This is a genomic window from Lederbergia sp. B243.17, from assembly GCF_057657925.1.
This window is the reverse complement of sequence record NZ_JBWBKF010000034.1, coordinates 56,400-74,700: the sequence shown is the minus strand read 5'-3', so window position 1 is coordinate 74,700 and position 18,301 is coordinate 56,400. Positions and strand designations below refer to the sequence as shown.

Annotated in this window: 22 protein-coding genes; 5 read left to right on the top strand and 17 right to left on the bottom strand. The window is 44.9% G+C overall.

The window, feature by feature from the left end; genetic code table 11:
• Position 1: 1 nt before the first annotated feature.
• Positions 2-1,672: a glycoside hydrolase family 2 protein gene (locus tag AC0TWI_RS05405; RefSeq protein WP_488125307.1), complete on the bottom strand. Its 1,671-nt coding sequence runs from the start codon at positions 1,670-1,672 to the stop codon at positions 2-4.
• Between the two features lie 182 nt (positions 1,673-1,854).
• Here AC0TWI_RS05405 and AC0TWI_RS05400 point away from each other — a divergent pair, with 182 nt between their 5' ends.
• The gene (locus AC0TWI_RS05400; protein ID WP_488125306.1) at positions 1,855-2,637 is read left to right on the top strand and encodes an AraC family transcriptional regulator; all 783 of its coding nucleotides are present in this window, start codon (positions 1,855-1,857) and stop codon (positions 2,635-2,637) included.
• Positions 2,638-2,804: 167 nt separating this feature from the next.
• Here AC0TWI_RS05400 and AC0TWI_RS05395 read toward each other — a convergent pair whose 3' ends face one another.
• The 5 genes from AC0TWI_RS05395 to AC0TWI_RS05375 form a co-directional block, all read right to left on the bottom strand.
• Positions 2,805-3,200: a competence protein ComK gene (locus AC0TWI_RS05395; RefSeq protein ID WP_488125427.1), complete on the bottom strand. Its 396-nt coding sequence runs from the start codon at positions 3,198-3,200 to the stop codon at positions 2,805-2,807.
• Between the two features lie 12 nt (positions 3,201-3,212).
• On the bottom strand, positions 3,213-3,785 hold the full coding sequence (locus tag AC0TWI_RS05390) for a replication-relaxation family protein (protein ID WP_488125305.1): 573 nt from the start codon (positions 3,783-3,785) through the stop codon (positions 3,213-3,215).
• Positions 3,760-4,947 carry an FtsK/SpoIIIE domain-containing protein gene (locus AC0TWI_RS05385; protein WP_488125304.1) on the bottom strand — a complete coding sequence of 396 codons (1,188 nt, stop codon included), beginning with the start codon at positions 4,945-4,947 and terminating at the stop codon, positions 3,760-3,762. Before AC0TWI_RS05385 ends, AC0TWI_RS05390 begins: the two co-directional genes overlap by 26 nt.
• Positions 4,934-5,134 (bottom strand): hypothetical protein, encoded by a 201-nt coding sequence (locus AC0TWI_RS05380; protein ID WP_488125303.1) that lies wholly within the window; start codon positions 5,132-5,134, stop codon positions 4,934-4,936. The genes AC0TWI_RS05385 and AC0TWI_RS05380 overlap by 14 nt, the downstream gene beginning before the upstream one ends.
• 217 nt (positions 5,135-5,351) lie before the next feature.
• A complete protein-coding gene (locus tag AC0TWI_RS05375) occupies positions 5,352-5,534 on the bottom strand; it encodes a hypothetical protein (protein ID WP_488125302.1) in 183 nt (60 codons plus the stop codon).
• A 155-nt stretch (positions 5,535-5,689) separates the two neighbouring features.
• Between AC0TWI_RS05375 and AC0TWI_RS05370 the strand changes: the two genes are divergently transcribed.
• From AC0TWI_RS05370 to AC0TWI_RS05360, 3 genes are all read left to right on the top strand, one after another.
• The gene (locus tag AC0TWI_RS05370) at positions 5,690-5,890 is read left to right on the top strand and encodes a helix-turn-helix transcriptional regulator (RefSeq protein WP_488125301.1); all 201 of its coding nucleotides are present in this window, start codon (positions 5,690-5,692) and stop codon (positions 5,888-5,890) included.
• A 77-nt stretch (positions 5,891-5,967) separates the two neighbouring features.
• Complete coding sequence (locus tag AC0TWI_RS05365; protein ID WP_488125300.1) at positions 5,968-6,441, top strand: hypothetical protein; 474 nt, start codon at positions 5,968-5,970, stop codon at positions 6,439-6,441.
• A gap of 23 nt (positions 6,442-6,464) precedes the next feature.
• On the top strand, positions 6,465-6,704 hold the full coding sequence (locus AC0TWI_RS05360) for a hypothetical protein (protein WP_488125299.1): 240 nt from the start codon (positions 6,465-6,467) through the stop codon (positions 6,702-6,704).
• 31 nt (positions 6,705-6,735) lie between these two features.
• On the opposite strand, the gene AC0TWI_RS05355 is transcribed toward AC0TWI_RS05360, so the two are convergent.
• The 4 genes from AC0TWI_RS05355 to gvpU all read right to left on the bottom strand — a co-directional run bounded on the left by AC0TWI_RS05355 (position 6,736) and on the right by gvpU (position 8,586).
• Entirely contained in the window at positions 6,736-7,461 is a 726-nt protein-coding gene (locus tag AC0TWI_RS05355) for an N-acetylmuramoyl-L-alanine amidase family protein (RefSeq protein WP_488125298.1), read from the bottom strand.
• Position 7,462: 1 nt separating this feature from the next.
• On the bottom strand, positions 7,463-7,714 hold the full coding sequence (locus tag AC0TWI_RS05350) for a phage holin (RefSeq protein ID WP_488125297.1): 252 nt from the start codon (positions 7,712-7,714) through the stop codon (positions 7,463-7,465).
• Positions 7,715-7,727: 13 nt separating this feature from the next.
• Entirely contained in the window at positions 7,728-8,135 is a 408-nt protein-coding gene (locus tag AC0TWI_RS05345; protein ID WP_488125296.1) for a hypothetical protein, read from the bottom strand.
• A gap of 70 nt (positions 8,136-8,205) precedes the next feature.
• Positions 8,206-8,586: a gas vesicle accessory protein GvpU gene (gene gvpU, locus AC0TWI_RS05340; protein WP_488125295.1), complete on the bottom strand. Its 381-nt coding sequence runs from the start codon at positions 8,584-8,586 to the stop codon at positions 8,206-8,208.
• 276 nt (positions 8,587-8,862) lie between these two features.
• Here gvpU and AC0TWI_RS05335 point away from each other — a divergent pair, with 276 nt between their 5' ends.
• Entirely contained in the window at positions 8,863-9,624 is a 762-nt protein-coding gene (locus AC0TWI_RS05335) for a DUF4393 domain-containing protein (protein ID WP_488125294.1), read from the top strand.
• 97 nt (positions 9,625-9,721) lie between these two features.
• Here AC0TWI_RS05335 and AC0TWI_RS05330 read toward each other — a convergent pair whose 3' ends face one another.
• Genes AC0TWI_RS05330 through AC0TWI_RS05300 form a run of 7 tightly spaced genes read right to left on the bottom strand, consistent with a single transcriptional unit; the run spans position 9,722 to position 18,256 of the window.
• Positions 9,722-10,858, bottom strand: a complete 1,137-nt coding sequence (locus tag AC0TWI_RS05330) for a siphovirus ReqiPepy6 Gp37-like family protein (protein WP_488125426.1) — start codon at positions 10,856-10,858, stop codon at positions 9,722-9,724.
• A gap of 48 nt (positions 10,859-10,906) precedes the next feature.
• A complete protein-coding gene (locus tag AC0TWI_RS05325; RefSeq protein ID WP_488125293.1) occupies positions 10,907-11,047 on the bottom strand; it encodes an XkdX family protein in 141 nt (46 codons plus the stop codon).
• On the bottom strand, positions 11,044-11,376 hold the full coding sequence (locus AC0TWI_RS05320; protein ID WP_488125292.1) for a hypothetical protein: 333 nt from the start codon (positions 11,374-11,376) through the stop codon (positions 11,044-11,046). The genes AC0TWI_RS05325 and AC0TWI_RS05320 overlap by 4 nt, the downstream gene beginning before the upstream one ends.
• A 17-nt stretch (positions 11,377-11,393) precedes the next feature.
• Entirely contained in the window at positions 11,394-12,572 is a 1,179-nt protein-coding gene (locus AC0TWI_RS05315) for a pyocin knob domain-containing protein (RefSeq protein ID WP_488125291.1), read from the bottom strand.
• Between the two features lie 4 nt (positions 12,573-12,576).
• On the bottom strand, positions 12,577-12,807 hold the full coding sequence (locus AC0TWI_RS05310; protein ID WP_488125290.1) for a hypothetical protein: 231 nt from the start codon (positions 12,805-12,807) through the stop codon (positions 12,577-12,579).
• A gap of 3 nt (positions 12,808-12,810) precedes the next feature.
• Positions 12,811-13,656 (bottom strand): phage tail family protein, encoded by an 846-nt coding sequence (locus AC0TWI_RS05305; protein WP_488125289.1) that lies wholly within the window; start codon positions 13,654-13,656, stop codon positions 12,811-12,813.
• A 4-nt stretch (positions 13,657-13,660) separates the two neighbouring features.
• The gene (locus AC0TWI_RS05300) at positions 13,661-18,256 is read right to left on the bottom strand and encodes a phage tail tape measure protein (RefSeq protein WP_488125288.1); all 4,596 of its coding nucleotides are present in this window, start codon (positions 18,254-18,256) and stop codon (positions 13,661-13,663) included.
• Between the last annotated feature and the right edge of the window lie 45 nt (positions 18,257-18,301).

Genomic DNA, 18,301 nt, shown 5'->3' with positions numbered 1-18,301 from the left:
TTTAGTACGAATGGAATATTTCCTTTATTTTCCCATAAGAAAGCTTTTCTCTTCTATAAATATCGACTAACCCTTTATTATTTTGGGACTTTGGCCTTCCGTGAAACCAGCCCTTGTCTACCCTGCAATCTGCATACTGCCAGATAATCACACCGCTTAAATCTGCATCAGATAAAATAGAAGTTACTTGTTCCGTTAAGGCATGCTGCTGGTATTCTTCAGTCCACTTTTCCCGATTATTACTTCTAAAACCATAAATTGCGCCGGCCCCTATTTCGCTAATCAGTATTGGTTTACCTGCTCCAGCCGTATTATTAACGAAATTTTTAAGAGCGCTCAGTGAATCTTTTACCGGTGTATCATGATACCAACGCGGATAGATATTAAAAGATACAATATCAACCAGGTCCAGACACAAGTCGGATCCTATATACGCTTCAAGACTGGCAAAGGATACAGGACGGCTGGAATCCAAGCTCTTAATAAGTTCAATCTGCCTGGCATAGCAGGATCTCCCAAACTCTGTGTTGCTCACACATTCATTTAAAATCCCCCATACAAAAATAGATGGATGGTTTATATGATTTTCAATCATTTCTTTAATACAATCCAAACTTTGTTTTTCAAAGTTTTTATGTCTCATCTGTTCTTCATTTAATCCTCGTGCATGAGACTCTTCCCATACTAGTATCCCATTTACATCGCATAAATCCAGGAAACGCTCATCATTAGGGTAATGGCTAGTACGAACGCAATTCGCACCTAATGATTTAATAATCTCGATGTCACGATACATTGCTTCAAGAGGGATGGCACAACCAAATTCTGCATAATCTTCATGGCGGTTTACACCTTTAATGATCAATTTTTCTCCATTAAACAGTATATCCTTCCCGTCGACTTTTATTTCGCGAAAGCCTACCCTGTCTATGCAATCGTCCACAACTTTATCATCGTATAAAAGCTTGGCATCCATCATATACAATTTAGGATTTTCCAATTTATAGGCATCTACAAAAGGGAATTCAAAGGTATTCTCAAATATTGTTTCAGTGTTAGGCGGAAGTACTTTGTCAGGAAAGAGAACTTCCTCATCCCCGATCTTAATTTTCAAGGTCACATTCTTTTGCTCATTGGACAGATTGCTTATCGAGGAACTGATTGATGCATACCATTTTTCATTTTTCCGATATGGAACAAAGTGAACATTTTTAATAAACATTTCACCTATCTCTTCCATTACTAGCGGGCGGGTAATTCCACCGTACGAATAGTAATCATTGCTCACATGCAGGGCAGACTCTTCATGAAAAGAATTGTCTACCTTAACCTCCAGTAAATGTTCACCATAAGGGATATTCTGTAACAATACGCTAAATTCCGTATAAGCATTGTAATGGTACCCAACCTGCTTATTGTCCAAATAGACATGTGCCGTATGGCTGACTCCTTTGAATACCAGACGAGCATTACCTCCAAAGGTTACTTTCTTAGAATAGACGGCCTTTCCCTTATAGGACACCAGTTTAGGATTACTCTCCCAACAACAAGGAACAAGCATTTTAAAATGCTCCTGTTTTTCCCCCTCCGAATTCAAGGTGTGAAAATCCCAGATAGGGTCTAGAGGAATTTCCTTACGTATAATGTGGTTTTGAAATAATCTCGTATTCATCCTATTACTTCCCCCATATCCTTGTACTTTTCAATAACTTTTACAACACTTAGATTACTGATAAAAAGTCAAACGGAACCAAATACCAAGTTCTAGATCATAGTTAAAATATAAAGAATTGTCTCTCTGTTTCCAATAAAATATAATAAGATAAAACTGATCTATTCTAAGGTGATGACGTTATGTTTAAAATTCTGCGGATGGGTTGTAATACGACACATGACAAATACTTTTCCGTTAATCGTCCTAAAGGATATGAATGGAATCTTTTATTGCTTGCAAAAACTCCAGCAGTATTCACTATAAACGGAGAGTCGATAGCTACTCCTGCTGATACCCTCATAATCTATGATCGAAATTTCCCCCATCAATACGAGACAAGTGAAGTGGAGTACAAAAATGACTGGATACATTTTGAAATTGATCCGCTCTTTCTTAACGAATGTCCAATTGAGCTAAATACACCATTGTATATCTCAAATCCTTATTTGATATCCGATTTGATTCAAAAGATGGCAAATGAGTTTTATTCAAACAATCCTTACAAGGAGCAAACCATCGAATATTTAATGCGAATTTTATTCATAAAAACGAAAGAACAAATAGAGTTCAAGGACTTTCACCCCTGGCAATCAAAAATCCATGATGAACTAATTAAACTCAGAAGTGAAATATACAGCAACCCGCAAAATAATTGGTCAATACCATTAATGGCTAATAAACTGCATATAAGCGGCGGTTATTTACAAAGTATTTATAAAAATATTTTTAACATCTCCTGTATGTCGGATGTGATAGAGAGCCGTATTACTTATGCCAAAGAGCTTTTAATCGAATCAGATTTATCAGTCGTTGAAATATCGAGTTTATGTGGTTATCAAAACGACGTTCACTTCATGCGACAGTTTAAGAAGCGAACTACTTTAACCCCCACCAAATACCGGATTTTAAACAGGAAAGGGTAACAGCAGGTGTTGGGATAAAGAAACTTACAATTTCATCGAAGTAGCATCGGTGAGTTTTTCTGCATGCTTCATGTAATACTCCTACTACACCTGATCAAAAAGCCCCGAAAAAACAAAGAAAAGAAAGCGTAGAAATCGCTTTCTTCTCTCTTATGAATAGTTGTCCTTCAATCCTTTTCTTCCGGTTTGGAAGGATTCGTATGTTCAATGTCTTTTTGTTTTAGGCCCCTCGATTTCGGCTGCCATTTGAACTGTTCCATTTGTTTGATGTTCTGGATTTGGGTAATTCTCAGCCTTGATGTTCTATGCAGCTGGTTTTCAAATGAGGAAAGAGAGATTGGGATAACCAGGCTTTGGTGATTTCTGAGGTTAACAATGGTGGATTTCGAATCTGCTTTTTCATAGGAGCTCACATAGTCCTGAGAAAACCAGATGCAACGATCGTTACTGGGAGAAGCCGTAGGGAATAGAAAAATAGACAGGTGGGGTTCCACCATAATTGGCGCTTTATGCGTTACCCCGATCAGCTGCTTTGTGCCCTCACGCCTGCCCTCAAGGGATATGATATAACTAAGTCATTTTATCGCATCAAAAGTCAGCACTTCCGAGCGCATCTTACCTGCTGCAGCCAGCAGTTTCTTCTTACGGACTTCGCTCACCGTGAAGAAATATAAAACCGGCTGCAGCTGATATTTGTTTTTTATGTCCTGCCAGATGTCCTGGTAGGACTTTATTTTTTTGAGGTTATCCTGCATGTGCCGGGTATTGTCTATTTCAACAATATAGATATAGCCGTTCCGGGTAAATGTTGCATCAGCAACGACCTGCTTTGTTTTCGGCTTCAAGGCAGATGTTCCGAAATTGAATACCAAGCCCTTCGGCTGCTCTGCAAACTCCAAGGGAACCTCCACGCGCCAATCCACTGGGCAGTTAAAATAGAGGTAAGCATCGTTCGCCAAAAGGGTATGCTCAATAACCGGGGAGAACTTAACTTCGCGCGAGCTGCCGATCAAGTCTCTCCCAGCCTTGTTCAAATAAATGACTTTTTCAATGGAGCGATACTGGTGGGTATAAGGTGCCAACTGCGTAACCACCCGGCAGGCATTGCGGTAACCGCCGAGATCATGAATCTTTGACAGCTGGCGCACCGTCACCGCCCGCATGTTGTCGATTGTCGTTAACAGATTCTCTAGCCTTTCCTGTCTCACCGAGTATCTCCTCCATCATTTTAAACATTTGCTGATCTGTGATGTACGGCGCCTGCAGGATCCGCTTCTTTTCCACTTTGTAAATGCAACGGCCAGGGATTGCCGGCAACTTCTCAGCCCCTTCTTCATCCAGGATGACCCTGCTACCGACTGCTTCGGGGATTAGAAACGAAACCTTTGCCACGATGTTGATTTTAACTTGCGCCGGGACAGCCTGACGTGTCGGGTACTGCGTGCAGAAGATTAACCTATACCCTAACCCTCCACTGATGCGGGCTATCTCCCCAAGGGCCGCCTGGCAGAACTGTGCGTACTGTTTATGCTCTTTGTGGATTAACTCCGGCGCCAGTTCAGCTCCTTCATCTACAATGATGAATTTTCGCTTCTTGATTGGCGTGTCGATGATGTTCGTCAAGCCATGAGCCCGGAAATAAGCCTCCTGCTGTTTGATTTCCTGGACAATGGTGTTCAACATTTCGGCTGCTTCAAACAGGTCACAGGCGATGCCCTTCACCTGGGGAAGCCGAGAGTATTTATAAAACTCCAATCCGCCTTTCAGATCCAGAATATAAAACTCCACATCATCGGGATTATTCAACAGAAGCGTGGCAAATACGTTTTTTAGGAACACGGTTTTACCGAAACGAGTCGTGCCGCCCGCCAGCATATGAGGGTACTTTTCAAAATCATGATAGTAAATATCTCGCTGGTCCCGACCAACCGGCACTTCCCATGTTCCTGGTCGGATCAGTTCCTCGTTATAATTCCATGATTCGGGCAGCTTCTTGTTGAACACCCTAATTTTCAGCACGCCTTCGTATTCCCATTCGATTTCTCGATTCAGACCTTCGCCAAGGGCATCTTCTATGCTCGTCATAGCATCCGAGGGTATTCCCAAGGGCAAGCTATAAATGTACGTCGTATGGCTGTCTTGGGGGTGCTTCGATAAAAATTGAGGATACTGCTCACGATCACCCTTTTTGATGCAAATCCGCCTGTTTTCGAATATAGTTTCGATGATTTTGCGTTCGTTGCGCTTTTTCGGTATTGCGGCTGCAACTCCGATAGCAGCCGGGAGTATCAGCCATTCAAGCATTGTCATGCACGCCCTTCCAGCCGATTATTTTATCCCCATACTTGCCTTTTACTTTGCAAATGTATTTCGGGTCGTCGTACCAATGCTGACTGACTGCATAAGGTTCTGCTCCATCATCCAAATGATCCATGAATCCGTCCCAGCCACTACGATCAACAATGTCTTTGGCCTTTTCCCATTCCATCATTTCCATCGACAGTCACCCCTTCTTTGCAATCCTCTCTGTAACCCACTCTGACCCCTTCATGGTTAACGCCTCTGTCTGCTTCATTTGTTCTGTCACTGTCTCCTTCATTCGCTACGTCTTTGGGTGAATTAGTCAGTGACATATTCATTCTCTTGGTGTTGTAGTAATCTGGCTTGTTTATTTTTGTTCATTTGGATTGGAACTCCTTCGTCGCTTCGTGTACTCAGGTAAACACCCTCGCCATCTCCCTGATGAGAAAATAGAAGCTGCCGTACTTGGTGACCTCCAGAACCATCTTGACTGCTGTTTCATTTATCCGGACGCCGGCATTTTGCAAAGTACCAATCAAAAACAACGAACCGCCAATTGCGCCAATTCCGACCAATCCTGCTGTGAATGGATCCATGATGTCATCTCCTTTGTCAGTGATTACTTCAGTGTATGGGCGAATCTACAAATATTGCTTGTCTATTAACATTTAATTTAATTTTTATTACCAAAAACATTAAAAGGAATTTAACTTATTGTGCAGAATGGTAATACCAAAGAAGGTGATCTCATATGTTTTTCAATAAAATAGCCTACTGGGCCAGTGAAAAAGGAATTAAGCATAAATACCTGGCGGAAAAATGCGGAGTGTCTGAACAAACGTTTGTCCGGTGGGTGAAAAATCGGACGCAGCCGGATCTGCGCCAATCGTTTATACTCGCACGTGAACTAGGAATACCGTTAGACAGTCTCGGGGAAATGAATGAGGAGTAATTGTAGGCATTGCGCCCTAGTTGGCAACCATGTAAGATTAAGGAAATAACACGAACAGAGAAATAGGGGGAGATTTGGTGTTTTTATTAGCGGTGATCTTGTCATTACTCGTTCTCATTGCAGGAGTGGTTTTAGTAGTTATAAAGGGGACGAGAAAACTGGGAGTAGGCTTCTTGATTGGCGGAGGGTCTCTGTTAGTTCTATCCCTCATTATCGGAGTGGTCGCTTTTTTCATGTCGCCTGATATTGAAGGATACAAAGCAGATGCGGCAAGTTACACATTCGTCCAATTCGCGGACGGTGAAGTAAGTGGTTCTTCAAAAGTAAAATTAACTGGTGAAGTTGATTCAAGTGGCGAAATCAAACTTAATGATACCTTCGTCTTAGCTGATAAAGATGGCCTGTATTACATTTTAAATGATATTGAAAATAAGGTTTCTTTCAAAAAAGGGGACGTCATAACGGTCTATGGGGTATATGTAGGGGATGATTCCACAACAGGGTTCCCGAAAATACAGGCAAAAGTAATTGAAAAGGATTTTGAACGTTAAGCATGAGGATAACCGTCAGTATCGTGTTAAATTCAGCAGAAGGCCGTTCATTAAACTCAGCGACCTATGGCGTTCCCGCCAACTATAACCCGGCACAAATAGGCTTGCATGCTGTCTTGGGCAAGGTGAGAGATTCAAGTGTCGAGGTTATGCCCGAAAAAGTGGAGGTGGCTGGCGAGGACGTCACCGAGGATGTGCTGCAGTTGTACGCGACTTACCACAAGGATAGATTTCATGAATTGGATGATCAGCTTCCTTTTTGAAGAGGACCCGGCAAATCGCCGGGCCTTTTGTTTATTTCTTCTGCTCCCGGAACATCATTTCCCATACCTCTTCACGAGTTACAGGGTCTTTCGGTCGCTGTCCGTCGGAAATCTTTTGTTCCACGACCCACTTCTGCGCATCTGGAAAGGCGCATGTCTGTTTTTTCTCTGCCACCGTTTGTGCCTCCTTTATTACCGATAATCCAAAGAATTCTGCCACACCATCCGCAATTCCCCGGCCTGCTGCAGCCAACACCTTGTCATCCCGCAACTTTTTAATGTCGATGGTGCTGTCCATATAGCCGCCCTCTACTAAAATGGCCGACATCTTGGATTCTCGGCACATATGAAGATCCTTCTTTTTTAAGCCGCGGTCTCGCAGACCATACGCTCCGACAAGGCGCCGCTGGACAATACCGGCCAATCGCTCTGCGGACGGCCAGGAGCCGAGATAGGTATATGTCTCTGTGCCGGAATGAGAGCCCCATACACCTTTATCTGCGTTGTGGTGAATGGAGATCAGCAGATCTGCGCCCCATTGGTTTGCCTTGTTGGTCCTCGTTTTGAGAGGGACGTCCGTTTTTCCAGTCGGATCATCCAAGCGCAGCACCTGGAAGCCGTATTCCTTTAACCGCTGAATAGCTGCAACGGCGACTTTATCATTAAAGTGCCATTCATACTCCCCGGCCGGTGTCCGTTTGCCAGGCGTGACTCCAAATCCGCCATGCCCAGCATCGATTGCAATCTTTTTCGGCATGTTATTTCAGCCCCAATCTTTTTAACTCTTTTTCCTGCACCCTCGCCTTTTTTGTTATAACAAAGGTATTTTTCCATACACTATAGAGCAAGATTATGAAGGGGACAGCAGCGGACAATACCCCTACGAACCCATCAATGCTGTCCTCATTAAACCAATCAAAATGTACATTGATCGTACCCAAAAATAAAAGGACCGCCGACAGCAGTCCTCCAAAAAGTGCGAAATATTGTTTTAGTTTGTCTGCATTCATTTTAATTGCCTCCTCATTTTGTAAGTAAATGAGCGATAAGGTAATAGATCGCTCCGCCCCCGCTCGCCAAGACCACCAGACCGCCGCCAGCCTTTAATAGAATTGTTGTCACCTTATCCCATTTGGTAAGTCGTAACTCATGCCGCTGGGCTTCCTGCGTTGTACTCATGGCCATCGCATCATGAACGATGCCGAATAACCTGTCCGTATTTCTCTCCATCGTTGATCGTGTTTCCCGCGCCTCCGACATAACAGTGTTTTCCAACCGGATAGCATTGTCCTCCAGCAGCTTAATCCTTGCCTCCTGCCGCCGGTCACTCTCCTCGAGACTGGTAAGCCGCTCCCCGTGATTGCTGATCGCATCGTCATGCTCACGCATTTTGTCGTACATGCTAAACGGCTCCTTTTCCTTATCTGGCATACTCACTCCCCCTTTTACTTTTCCCTCTCTATAAACAAAAAGAACGCCCGCGGGGGACGTTCTTCATTAATTAGTATATTTCTAGTCTTCCAAGTACAAATGCGTCAATTGCACTTAGTTTCGCCCTCCATAGCGGAAAGTCAAAATTATCCGGCTGTGCTTTAACGTTTTTCATATGAATAAAGTTAGGTTCTTGTTTTGAAGTGTCTTCAGGAGCTTCTCCTCCCACTTTTCGTGCTAACTCTCCAAACAGCTCTTGAAACTTTTCTCCTAACCCATACTCATCGTTTGATTGACCAAAAGTTTCTCCTATTTGACTCAGGTACTCTTTATAAGAAATTAGCTCCCCAGTAAAGCTTCGACCTCCTACGATTACAGTTACCGCTATCGAAAAATCCGTCTCATTAACAGCTGAGATCAGAGCTCCCAAAAGGTAGTCTTTATTCTCCATATTTCTCACCTCCCTCTTCATGTCACGTTTCCAACATTCAACATAAGAGGGCATAATTCCTTCTTCTTCCTGAATCTTTTTAACTACTTCAAATCTAATCTCCCCCCCCATTCAAGCTATTGTTTTTTCTTTGATATTGTTAATACACTAGACAAACAAAAAAATATCCAAAAGATAAACCACGTTGTTAACCATGGATGTTCATAAATCATTTCCATTTGTTTATCCACCTTTCCGTATTTTAGGTATAATTACCTTTTGAAGGAGGTGAGAAGATTGACTGAAATAAATTTATTTCCAAAGTTCTTAGATAATGCACTAACCCCAGTCGCAACATCTGTTGGCAGCACACTCTCATCTGTATGGGATATAGTATTTGGGAATGTGGAATTATATTCACAGAAGCTTGAACACAAAAGATTGGTTGCACTAAATCAATTTAAACAAGAACTAGAGGATAAAGTATCCGCAATTCCTGAAGAAAAACTAGTTGAACCGCCACTACATATAATTGGTCCAACTTTAGAAGCTTCAAAGTTTTATTTTGAAAATGAAGAACTTCGTTCTATGTTTACTAACTTGGTAGCATCATCGATAAACAATGATAAAACAAAAAGCGCACACCCATCTTTTGTTGAGATTATCAAGCAACTTCACCCTGACGAGGCTAAAATCATTAAACATATTGCCGATGGTGCATTTCCTTTAATGGATGTATTTGCCTCTTACTCTGACAACGGTATCGTTCCTGTAATTCAAAACTTCAGTGATCTTGGTGATACTGCGAATTGTGTTAATCCATCTTCAATAACTAGTTATCTAAATAATCTTTCCAGATTAGGGTTAATAACAATATCAGATTCTCGATTACTCGATGTAGAATTTTATAATTGCTTATCTGAACATCCTGTAATCGACATAGCAAAGCAGAGAGCTACAGCAATGGGAGATAAAGAACCTAAAATTGTAAAAAAACATTCAAGAGTAACTGCTTTTGGTGTTGAGTTTTATAAAACATGCTGTATAGAGACCGTTTAAACCGTCACTGTATAGGTGGAAACTTTATGCATGTTAATCATAATGCTTTTTTGCTAAAGAGACTGAGAATCGGTCTCTTTTTTTAAACTGTATTTCCTTATCTCACAATTTCATTCCGCATCCCTGCAAGCTCCTGCTTGATCTTGCTGATTAGTGTCGGCCGGCTGAACCCGAATGTCGCTTCAAGCTGAAAGCCGGAAGGCTCATAAATCTCCTTCACTTCTGTGATGCGGCTGTCCATCGTGATGTCCCAGCCAGCATTCTGCAGAGTAACGATGTCGCCCAGGTCCCAATCCTTTTCATAAACGAAAGTGGACTCGGTGAGGATCTGTCCTTCCAGAAACAATTCTTGCTGCAGTTCTGCCAAGGCGTTCTCGCCCCGATTGGTCAAGTCGCGCACAATATCAGCGACTGGCCGCGGCACCGGTTCTTCATCATCTGTTTCCTCTGATACATCCCTGGCATCCACAAACAGTTCTCTGCGGGCAAGACCTGTCGCCTGCCCTAACTCAACCACACGGCGTTCCACGCCCTCACCCTGCCCGGCGACATAAGCAGTGTTCTTGTAGTTCAGATCGCTGTCCACGAAATGCATGTTCTTGATGTTATCGAACTGCGGAGAGAAAATGACCGGTGAGTGATCGTCTTGATTAACAGATAGGTCCCTGCCTTCATACGTCTCGAATATCCACTTCTGCAAATCGTAGTCAATTCTCGTTCCCCAGCCGATACCGGAGAGCATGGAGATGTCGGCCAGTTCCTCCGCCAGATTCTTGAAACGAGATTGCCAGTCTACATGAGGGCCACGTCCGACATCCTGCTCGATGATTAATTGCTGGACCTTCCGCCTGGCGTCAACCGGACTGACCACATTACGATTTACATAATGCTTCATGACCGTTTCGGCTGCTGCTGCCCGATTGTCATGTGATGTATGAGCAGGCGGCAAAGTAAGGCGCTGGCCGGTCACTGCCTTTAGTTCCAGCGCCTTGATCAGCCAGTTCTCTGTCGCCTTCCCCTGTTCATCTAGTTCAATTTCCCGATGGACGATCTGATAGGCTTTATGCTTGTCCCGGCCGACTACAATTACATTCCCCTTTTGCAGGGTGTCGGTATAGGCTTTGTACCGATTGATACGCAGCTCCAAGTCGCCGATGCCATGCCAAGAGCGCACAAAAAAGAGAGATTCATAATTCGAAATCTCTCCAAGCAAATCGATATTTGGTGTGAAAATGCGGATGGGTTTCAGTTTAATCGCCTGCCTTTTTCATATAAAATACGCCTAGTTGGCGCTATACTGTTCCCCTGTAATTTCCTCGTATTGCTCTGGCGTTATCGCTCCAAGCTTGACGTACTGCTGCAATTGATCTTTACGACACCAGTTCTTTTCATACCTCATTTTCAATGATTCAAAGAGAGTCATAATGAATTCGCCCCCATTTCAAGCATTAGTAATCGGATATCCATGTCTGTGATCTGCTGCCCTTGTTGAATTGCTTCTAGTTCTCGCTCGGTCATTGATTGACCGAGGAGTTCCGTGTCTGTTGGTGGAGTAGGTTCAACTCTTGTTATTTCGTCAATTTCCTCTTGTGTCGCTCCTTCCTCCCATTTCTCACCATCCCATCGTGGCTTATGAAAAGGCAAAGGTTGAGGAAGTTGAACAGTTATCATGCCTTCCGGCTCTTCTTTATCGTCTACCAAATATCTTTCGATAATAAAGCCCTGTTCATCTAACTCATAAGCGTGCTTCATAATATCAGTCCCTCCCATCAGTTATACGCTCTGAACGTTGCGAAAATAGATGTTCCCGCAGGGGCGGAAAGAGCTGCCGCTACCTCCCCGTTCGGTCTAATGAAAATAGCACTGTTAGTTTCGTTAAGTTGCGATTGTGTGCCATACACCGTAAGATCCTTGTCGGGCCTATACCCAACGGGAAGGAACCCTACGGTAGTTCCAGCCCCTGAATTTTTGTGAACGTACCCTTGTAAATGGACTATACCAAACGGATCTTTGAAGAAAGACAACGGCTTTATTCCAGTGTAAGATGCTGGGTGTTCGTATCCGGCGTTTAATGGAAAAATAACCTCCGGCTCTAATTTCGATGTAACAACTAATTCCCATTCCCCCCACGAACCACCGACACAGGCGCGTGTGTACGTCGGTAATTTAGGGTCAGTAAATTGCACAATTCTTTGCACAATATATTGGTCATTGTGTGCGATTACCTCGCCCATAAACCACGTGTCTTCGTCATATTGAGGGGGCTGGTTTTTAGCGTTATTCCCCATAAACCACCCGTTAGTTTTGGCGTTATTCCAGTCCATAATAAGAGCGCAGTATTTACCCGATCTGCTACTCAAATGGATTTCCGTGTCCGCTATATGCCCATTAACCGCATCTAAAACAGCCTGAAGCCCCTCCGCGTCAAAATTGGGAAGAATTTTAGACCCTGCCCAACCGCATACACTCTCATTCTCCCGTTCATCTATCACATCTGAAACATTGATGTATGTCTGGCCACCGATGACCTTCACCTGGGCAACTGAAATTTCATAGACTTTGTCGGTTCTAGTTAAGACAGGCGGCACAGGCGAAGCTGAACCTACACCTTTTTTGACGAACGACCTTACATGCCTAGCTTCAGTGTTCAAATCCAGCCGAATGACTATCCGGTCAATCCGGCTCTTTCCAAGAGACTCCGTGTCGTGCGTATGTGCCAACTTTGATGTATTGGCATAAAACCTTCCCTCGATAAACGCAATGCCGGTATCAATCTCTGTGACCATATTCGAGCCATTGGTCGTCACCTTCAATTCAGCGCCGGCACCCTTCATGATTCCCGTGGTCACCAGTGAAGCAAAGTAATCTGTAAACTCCTGGGCATTATATTCCCGATCAGGCAAGCCATCATGGAGCACGGGATCAAAGAAACTAAATTTCTCTGCCATGTTATCACCTCAATTCTATAATTTTATATCCGCTTTTCTCTCCTCGTTCTTTCACAAAATCTTCCACTTCCTCGAAGTCCTCATCGCCTATTCTGAAAATATTCGACTCTACGTCAAGGTAAACCCCACGGGATTCTGTTGATAGGCCTTCCAATGTACAATCAACATAGACTTTCTTGTCGCCGTATTGTTCAATCGCTTTTTGTAAATGGTTAATTAACTCTGTTGCTAACAAATGCTACACCCCCAAAAAGAGATTTCTATATTCCACATACACATCCGGCTTGCCGCCCTCTGTAATGAAGGAAAGCCGGTTCTCGCCCACATCCAAGCTGAAGAATGACGAATCCAAATCGATATAGCCCATTGCGTTCATCTCCACGCCGTCTGGCGCAACTATGCGGACAGCCTTTTCGTTGAAGCCTGTCGTGATCACCAATGAATACCCTTCCGGAATCGTCCGTTTGACTCGGATAAATTCACCAGTATCAACCTTTGTAATTTTCGGGTTGATGGACTCTCCTCGGAAGGTAATCTTCACAGGTGCCGGAGCATGTCCTCCATTGATCAGCGTTCGCATGTCTCCCCGTGCGGCAAACGAAACCGGGAACGAAAATGGAAAGCTGAAATTCGAAACGTAGTCCTCCAGCTTGACGTTTGTCGGGTTGATGTCTTGCCAGTAAGGTGATGGGCAGAGTAAGTTGATCAAGGCGATTTGATAAGTCGGGCCTCTCTCCCCAGGGAACTTGGGTACATGCTCGCTAACGGCTTCAATTTCCTTGGTAGTACGTTCATTTACATACGTGAGCTTTCCCCTTAACTTTGGATTGAAGATGCGGGCAAGCTGCTCTCGCTTCGATGAGATGTCCTCCCGGCTCGTGCCTATAACTGAGATTTGCAAGCTAATGTGCCGCACACCCAGCAACGTGTCAGTAAGTGTTGATCCATCTTGAAATGGAGATTTCTGCAGTTGCATTTCTGCTTCTACATCTCCTAGCCCCTCAATGCCAGATAATAAAAAAGGCGGACGATGCGAAAACTCGACCGTCTCACCTAGACTGTTTGTATAGATAAGTTTTTGCACCGTCTCACCTCCAGTTATAAGCCAATTCCTGCAAAGCTCGCTTCTGCAATCGAGCGTCTTCTGATGGGGTCGGCTTGGTGCTGTAGAAATTATTTTCCTGTTGGATTATGACATCACCTTTACGGCTGTCTCCAGGAACGTCAGGCACAGTGCCTTTGAAAGCTGCACTAATAACTGTCGCAATCTGATCCATGTAAGGAATATTGAATGCTGAAACACTTGGCATGCTAAACTCACCGACAGGCTGAATCGCCGCCATTGCCAGCTTCTTGCCCATGTCTGTGACAGCCTTAAGCTTAGCGCCCATACCTTCTTCAAGACCTTCACCCAAGAAGTTACCCATCTCCATAGTAACTCGGGATGGAGATTTGATTTTTAATGCGTCCCGCATCGTGGCAGCGACAGAATCGGCAATAGCTCTCGCCTGTCTTATCAAAGGCCCTTCCATCTGTTTAATGCCGTCCATCAAACCTCTGATTGTATCGTTGCCAATGCTGGTCATACTGGCATTCATGGCTGTAAATTCAGACGTTGTACCGGTCCGAATCTGCTTGATTTTCTTATCCCATTCAACCCGCAACTTTTCTAACTGATTAGCAGAGTTGGTATGAAGTTCACTAATCTTCTTGTCTGTATCCTTTCGGAGACCCTCAAGTTCGCTGGTAGCCTGACGCCTGGCCAATTCATTCTTGGTTTTCCATAACCCCGCGTATTCCTGCAACTGCTTGTCCGTTAAACGGTTAAGAGCATCAACTTCGGCAGCAGCTTTCGGGCCCATGGCACGAAGTTCATCCAGTAGTCCCTTGTCGATACCTTTTTCTGCTAACTCCTCAATATTGCGGGCCCATTCGGCAAACACTACGATTTGACTCCGTAGGTTTTGCATCAGCTGGACCCCACTAACATCTGAGCGCTCTTTTAATTCATCAAATATGCCTGCGAATGAATAAAGAGAATTCGTCCTGGACGCCAGGGCATTTTCGTACTCCTGATTGAGCTTTTTTTCATCCTCGATCAGCTTCTGATTAACTTCCCCGACTTTCTTCAGATACTCATCGTTTATTTTCACCATCTCGTCGTTGATGTTTTTCTTGGTGGCAAGAACAGCCTTGTCAGCTTCAATCCGTTGCTTTGTGCCTTCATTATAGCGACCTTGTACCCGTTCCCATGCAGCAAGTTCTTCCATGAGGGACATCTCGTTGGTCTGCTTTCTTGCGGCGATCCAGTTCTTTGAAAACTCAAAGGCTGCCTTTTCTTCCTCCTCTTTTTTCTTGGCCGCCTCTTTTCGTAGCTTTTCAAGCTCCTTGGCGGACGCTTCCTGCACCTTCTTGATTTCAAGATTGACTTTTCGCACCTGATCAGGAGTCTTCGCATAGTTCGCTCTGACGCTCTCCAACGATTTAATGTAAGCCGTGGCGTCAACCTCGTCCATTTTGAACTTGTAACTTGCGCCATCCATTGCTTCCTTGAATCGTTTCGTTGCAGCTGTGGCGGCTTTCTTGGCTGCTGCTTCTGCAGCCTTTTGCTTTTTGCTAATCCCTCTTGCAAAACCTTCTCCTGTGTCTTCCCCAAGTTTTGTTGTCACTTTGGACGGTGACTGGATATTAAGAGCAGCTTTAATAGTTTTCGGAATAGAGTTTGCAATGTTGGAGACCTTTGTGGAGATATCCTTTGCTTTGCTCTCTATCCCATTGATCAACCCTTGGATGATGTCTTTTCCGATTGAACCCAAGTTGATGCTTAGAAGGAACTTCTCTGCCTCGTTCCACTTAGCAACGACCTTTCCTTTGGCTTCGCCCATTTTTGTTTCGACAGCTATTTTCAAATCGTCAAAAGTGCGACTTCCGATAGTTTTAATCTTTTCAATCTTTGCAAGGGTGTCCGCTCGCATCTCCTCTGCCTTGCCGACAGCACCATCTTTCATTTCCTTAAACTTCTGGGTAACACTTACTGCCATTAAGCCAGACTTGACTCCCATGTCGGTGGTCAGTGCTTCCCATTTTGTTTTGATTTCGCCGGTTGCCCAATTCACCTGGTTAACGTGCTCCTGAGCTTGAGCCTTTGCCTCTTTGATAACATCCCGATGCATAGATTCGGCATGCTGAACAACTGTGTCACGCTGCTCTTTGGCGTCCCGCATCCACTTCTCGGCCACTTCAGCAGAAATGTCATTCGACTCGTCTCTAAGGCGGATTATTTCAGCGATAGTTTTTTGGTATTGCTCCTCTGCCTCTTTTACAACCTGATCTTTTTGTTTCAAGGAATTTTTTACAACGGCTGCTGCCTGTTCTGAGCTTATCTTCTCCGATTCTAATTTCATTCGCTCCAGGATCGCCTTTTGCTCAGCTTCGGACTCACTCATCACCTTCACTGCAGTGGTTTTCATTCTTTCCTGTATGGTGGCGATGACTAGTTCTTCACGTTCTGTAAGACCACGTTTTTCATCCGACGCTTGCTTCCATATTTCATTAATCCTTTTCTGCCCTTCCTCAACACTCCTGGCTTGCTGATCTTGAGACTCCTTTACGCTGGCAACAATTTCGTCCTTCTCCCTTTTGGTAAGAGAGATCGAATTGCCCAACATCTCCTCAATGGAGGCAATTCTTTCGGCGTGGCTTTCTTCCATGCTCGATTTGATCTGGGCAAACATCTCGTTATAAGTGCCTGTAATACTGTCCGCCATCTCTTTGGTGACTCTCTGCTGGCTCCAGGCAAGCTGGTTTACGGCAACAGTTGCTTTCTCATCAAGCTCGAGATAAGCTCCAACTGCTTTCTGAGTCGCTTCCGATACTTCATCACCAAATACCTGCGATTCAAAGGAGGCCTTCTGCATGTGCTTATATAAAGCAACCCCTCCGACCGTGAGTGCGGCAAGGGCAGCTATACCAATTCCCACAGGGCCGGTCGCTACAGCTAGGGTAGCCGTACCAAAACTACTCATTGCCGCCGCTAATCCGCCAGCACCCCCAAAGGCTATGGAGGCTGTTCCTGCTGCAGTGATGAGGCTACCTACACCAGTAGCAATCGAACCAGTAACGGTGAGAACTGGACCAGCTGCTGCAACGAACAGTCCTAGTTTAAGGACCATTTCCTGCGTTTCTGTCGACATCCCTTGGAAACGTTGGGTCCAATCCTTCGCAACGTCGATGAACTTCTGAGCGTGAGGAAGCATAACCTCTCCAAACTGAATGCCGAGATCCTTGACGTTGTTCCATAGAATCTTAATCTGGGAAGCTGTTGTCTTATAGCGCTCTGAGGCCTCGTTGGTAAGTGCGGTGTTTTCCTTCCACACTTGGTTACCCAGCTCCATCGAGTTGCGGAAAAGATCACCGGCTCCACTCGCTCGGAGTAATGCGTCTCGGACTCGAATCTCGGACAGTCCAAGATCGTCAAGGGTTTGGAAGACGTTCTCTCCCTCTTTCGACATCCGCGCCAGTCCCTCGATAAAGGTAATAATGGCTGTTGCCGCATCCTCCTTAAAGGCCTTTTGGAAATCTTTTGCGGACATACCTGCGACATCAGCAAAACCCTTGATCGATTTCTCTCCTGCTGAACTGGCGAGCGCCATCTCGATCATAACCCGCGAAAATGCGGATCCTCCGGCCTCTGCCTCAATCCCAACAGATGATAATGCTCCTCCTAGGGATAAAATTTGGGCTTCGGACATACCGACCTGATGGCCAGCACCCGCTAACCGGAGAGACATTGCTACGATCTCCGACTCTGTTGTAGCCAAGTTGTTCCCCAAGCCAACAATCGTCGCACCGAGCCGATCAATGTTCTCCATCGGCATCTGGGTGATGTTGGCCAACCGTGCGAGTGCAGTAGCTGCCTCTTCACTGCTCATGTTAGTCGCTACGCCCAAATCGACCATGACGCGGGTAAATTGGAGAATATCCTCTCGCTTTATTCCGAGCTGTCCCGCTGATTCGGCAACTGCTGCTATTTCTGTGGCAGCTGCCGGGATCTCTTTTGCCATGTTCCGGATGCCTTTTGACAAGACTGCAAACTCGGCTTCCGAAGCGTCGACTGTTTTCCTTACACCGGCGAAAGCTGACTCAAAGTCCACGGCGGCTTTGAAGGCAGCTACGCCCAGACCGGTAACTGGCAAGGACACTTTGGTAGTCAGCGATTTCCCGACATTGGTCATTCCCTCGCCGATGCCCTTCAACTTGTTGCCAAATTCCTGCATTTTGAGTCCGGCCTGCGTAAAGCTACTGGACTGCTTCTGAATCTCTCCATTCAATGACTTCAACTGTGCCTCTGTCTTGTTCATCTGGGCGGCAGCATAGTTGTATTGCGTGGCCAGCTTTTGCGTTGCCGCATCATCGGCGCCCTTTGTGCGGACCGACTCTTCATACTCCGCCTTCAGCTGGGATACTTTCTGCTTCTGGGCCTCGAAAGTCCGGGTCAAAACATCAGACTTCGCCCGCATGCCTTCAAGTGATTTCTCGAAATCTTTCCCGCCTGACTTGGTAAGGGCCAGCTCGGATTTCAGATTTTTAAGATTCGCATTCACGCTTTGCATTGACTGCGTAAAAGAAGCCGAATCAAGGGACAAACTGACTTTTAACGCGCCTACTTCTGCGATGTTCCTCACCGCCTTTCCAACTTACATGTAATCAAGCTGATCGATATAGATCGG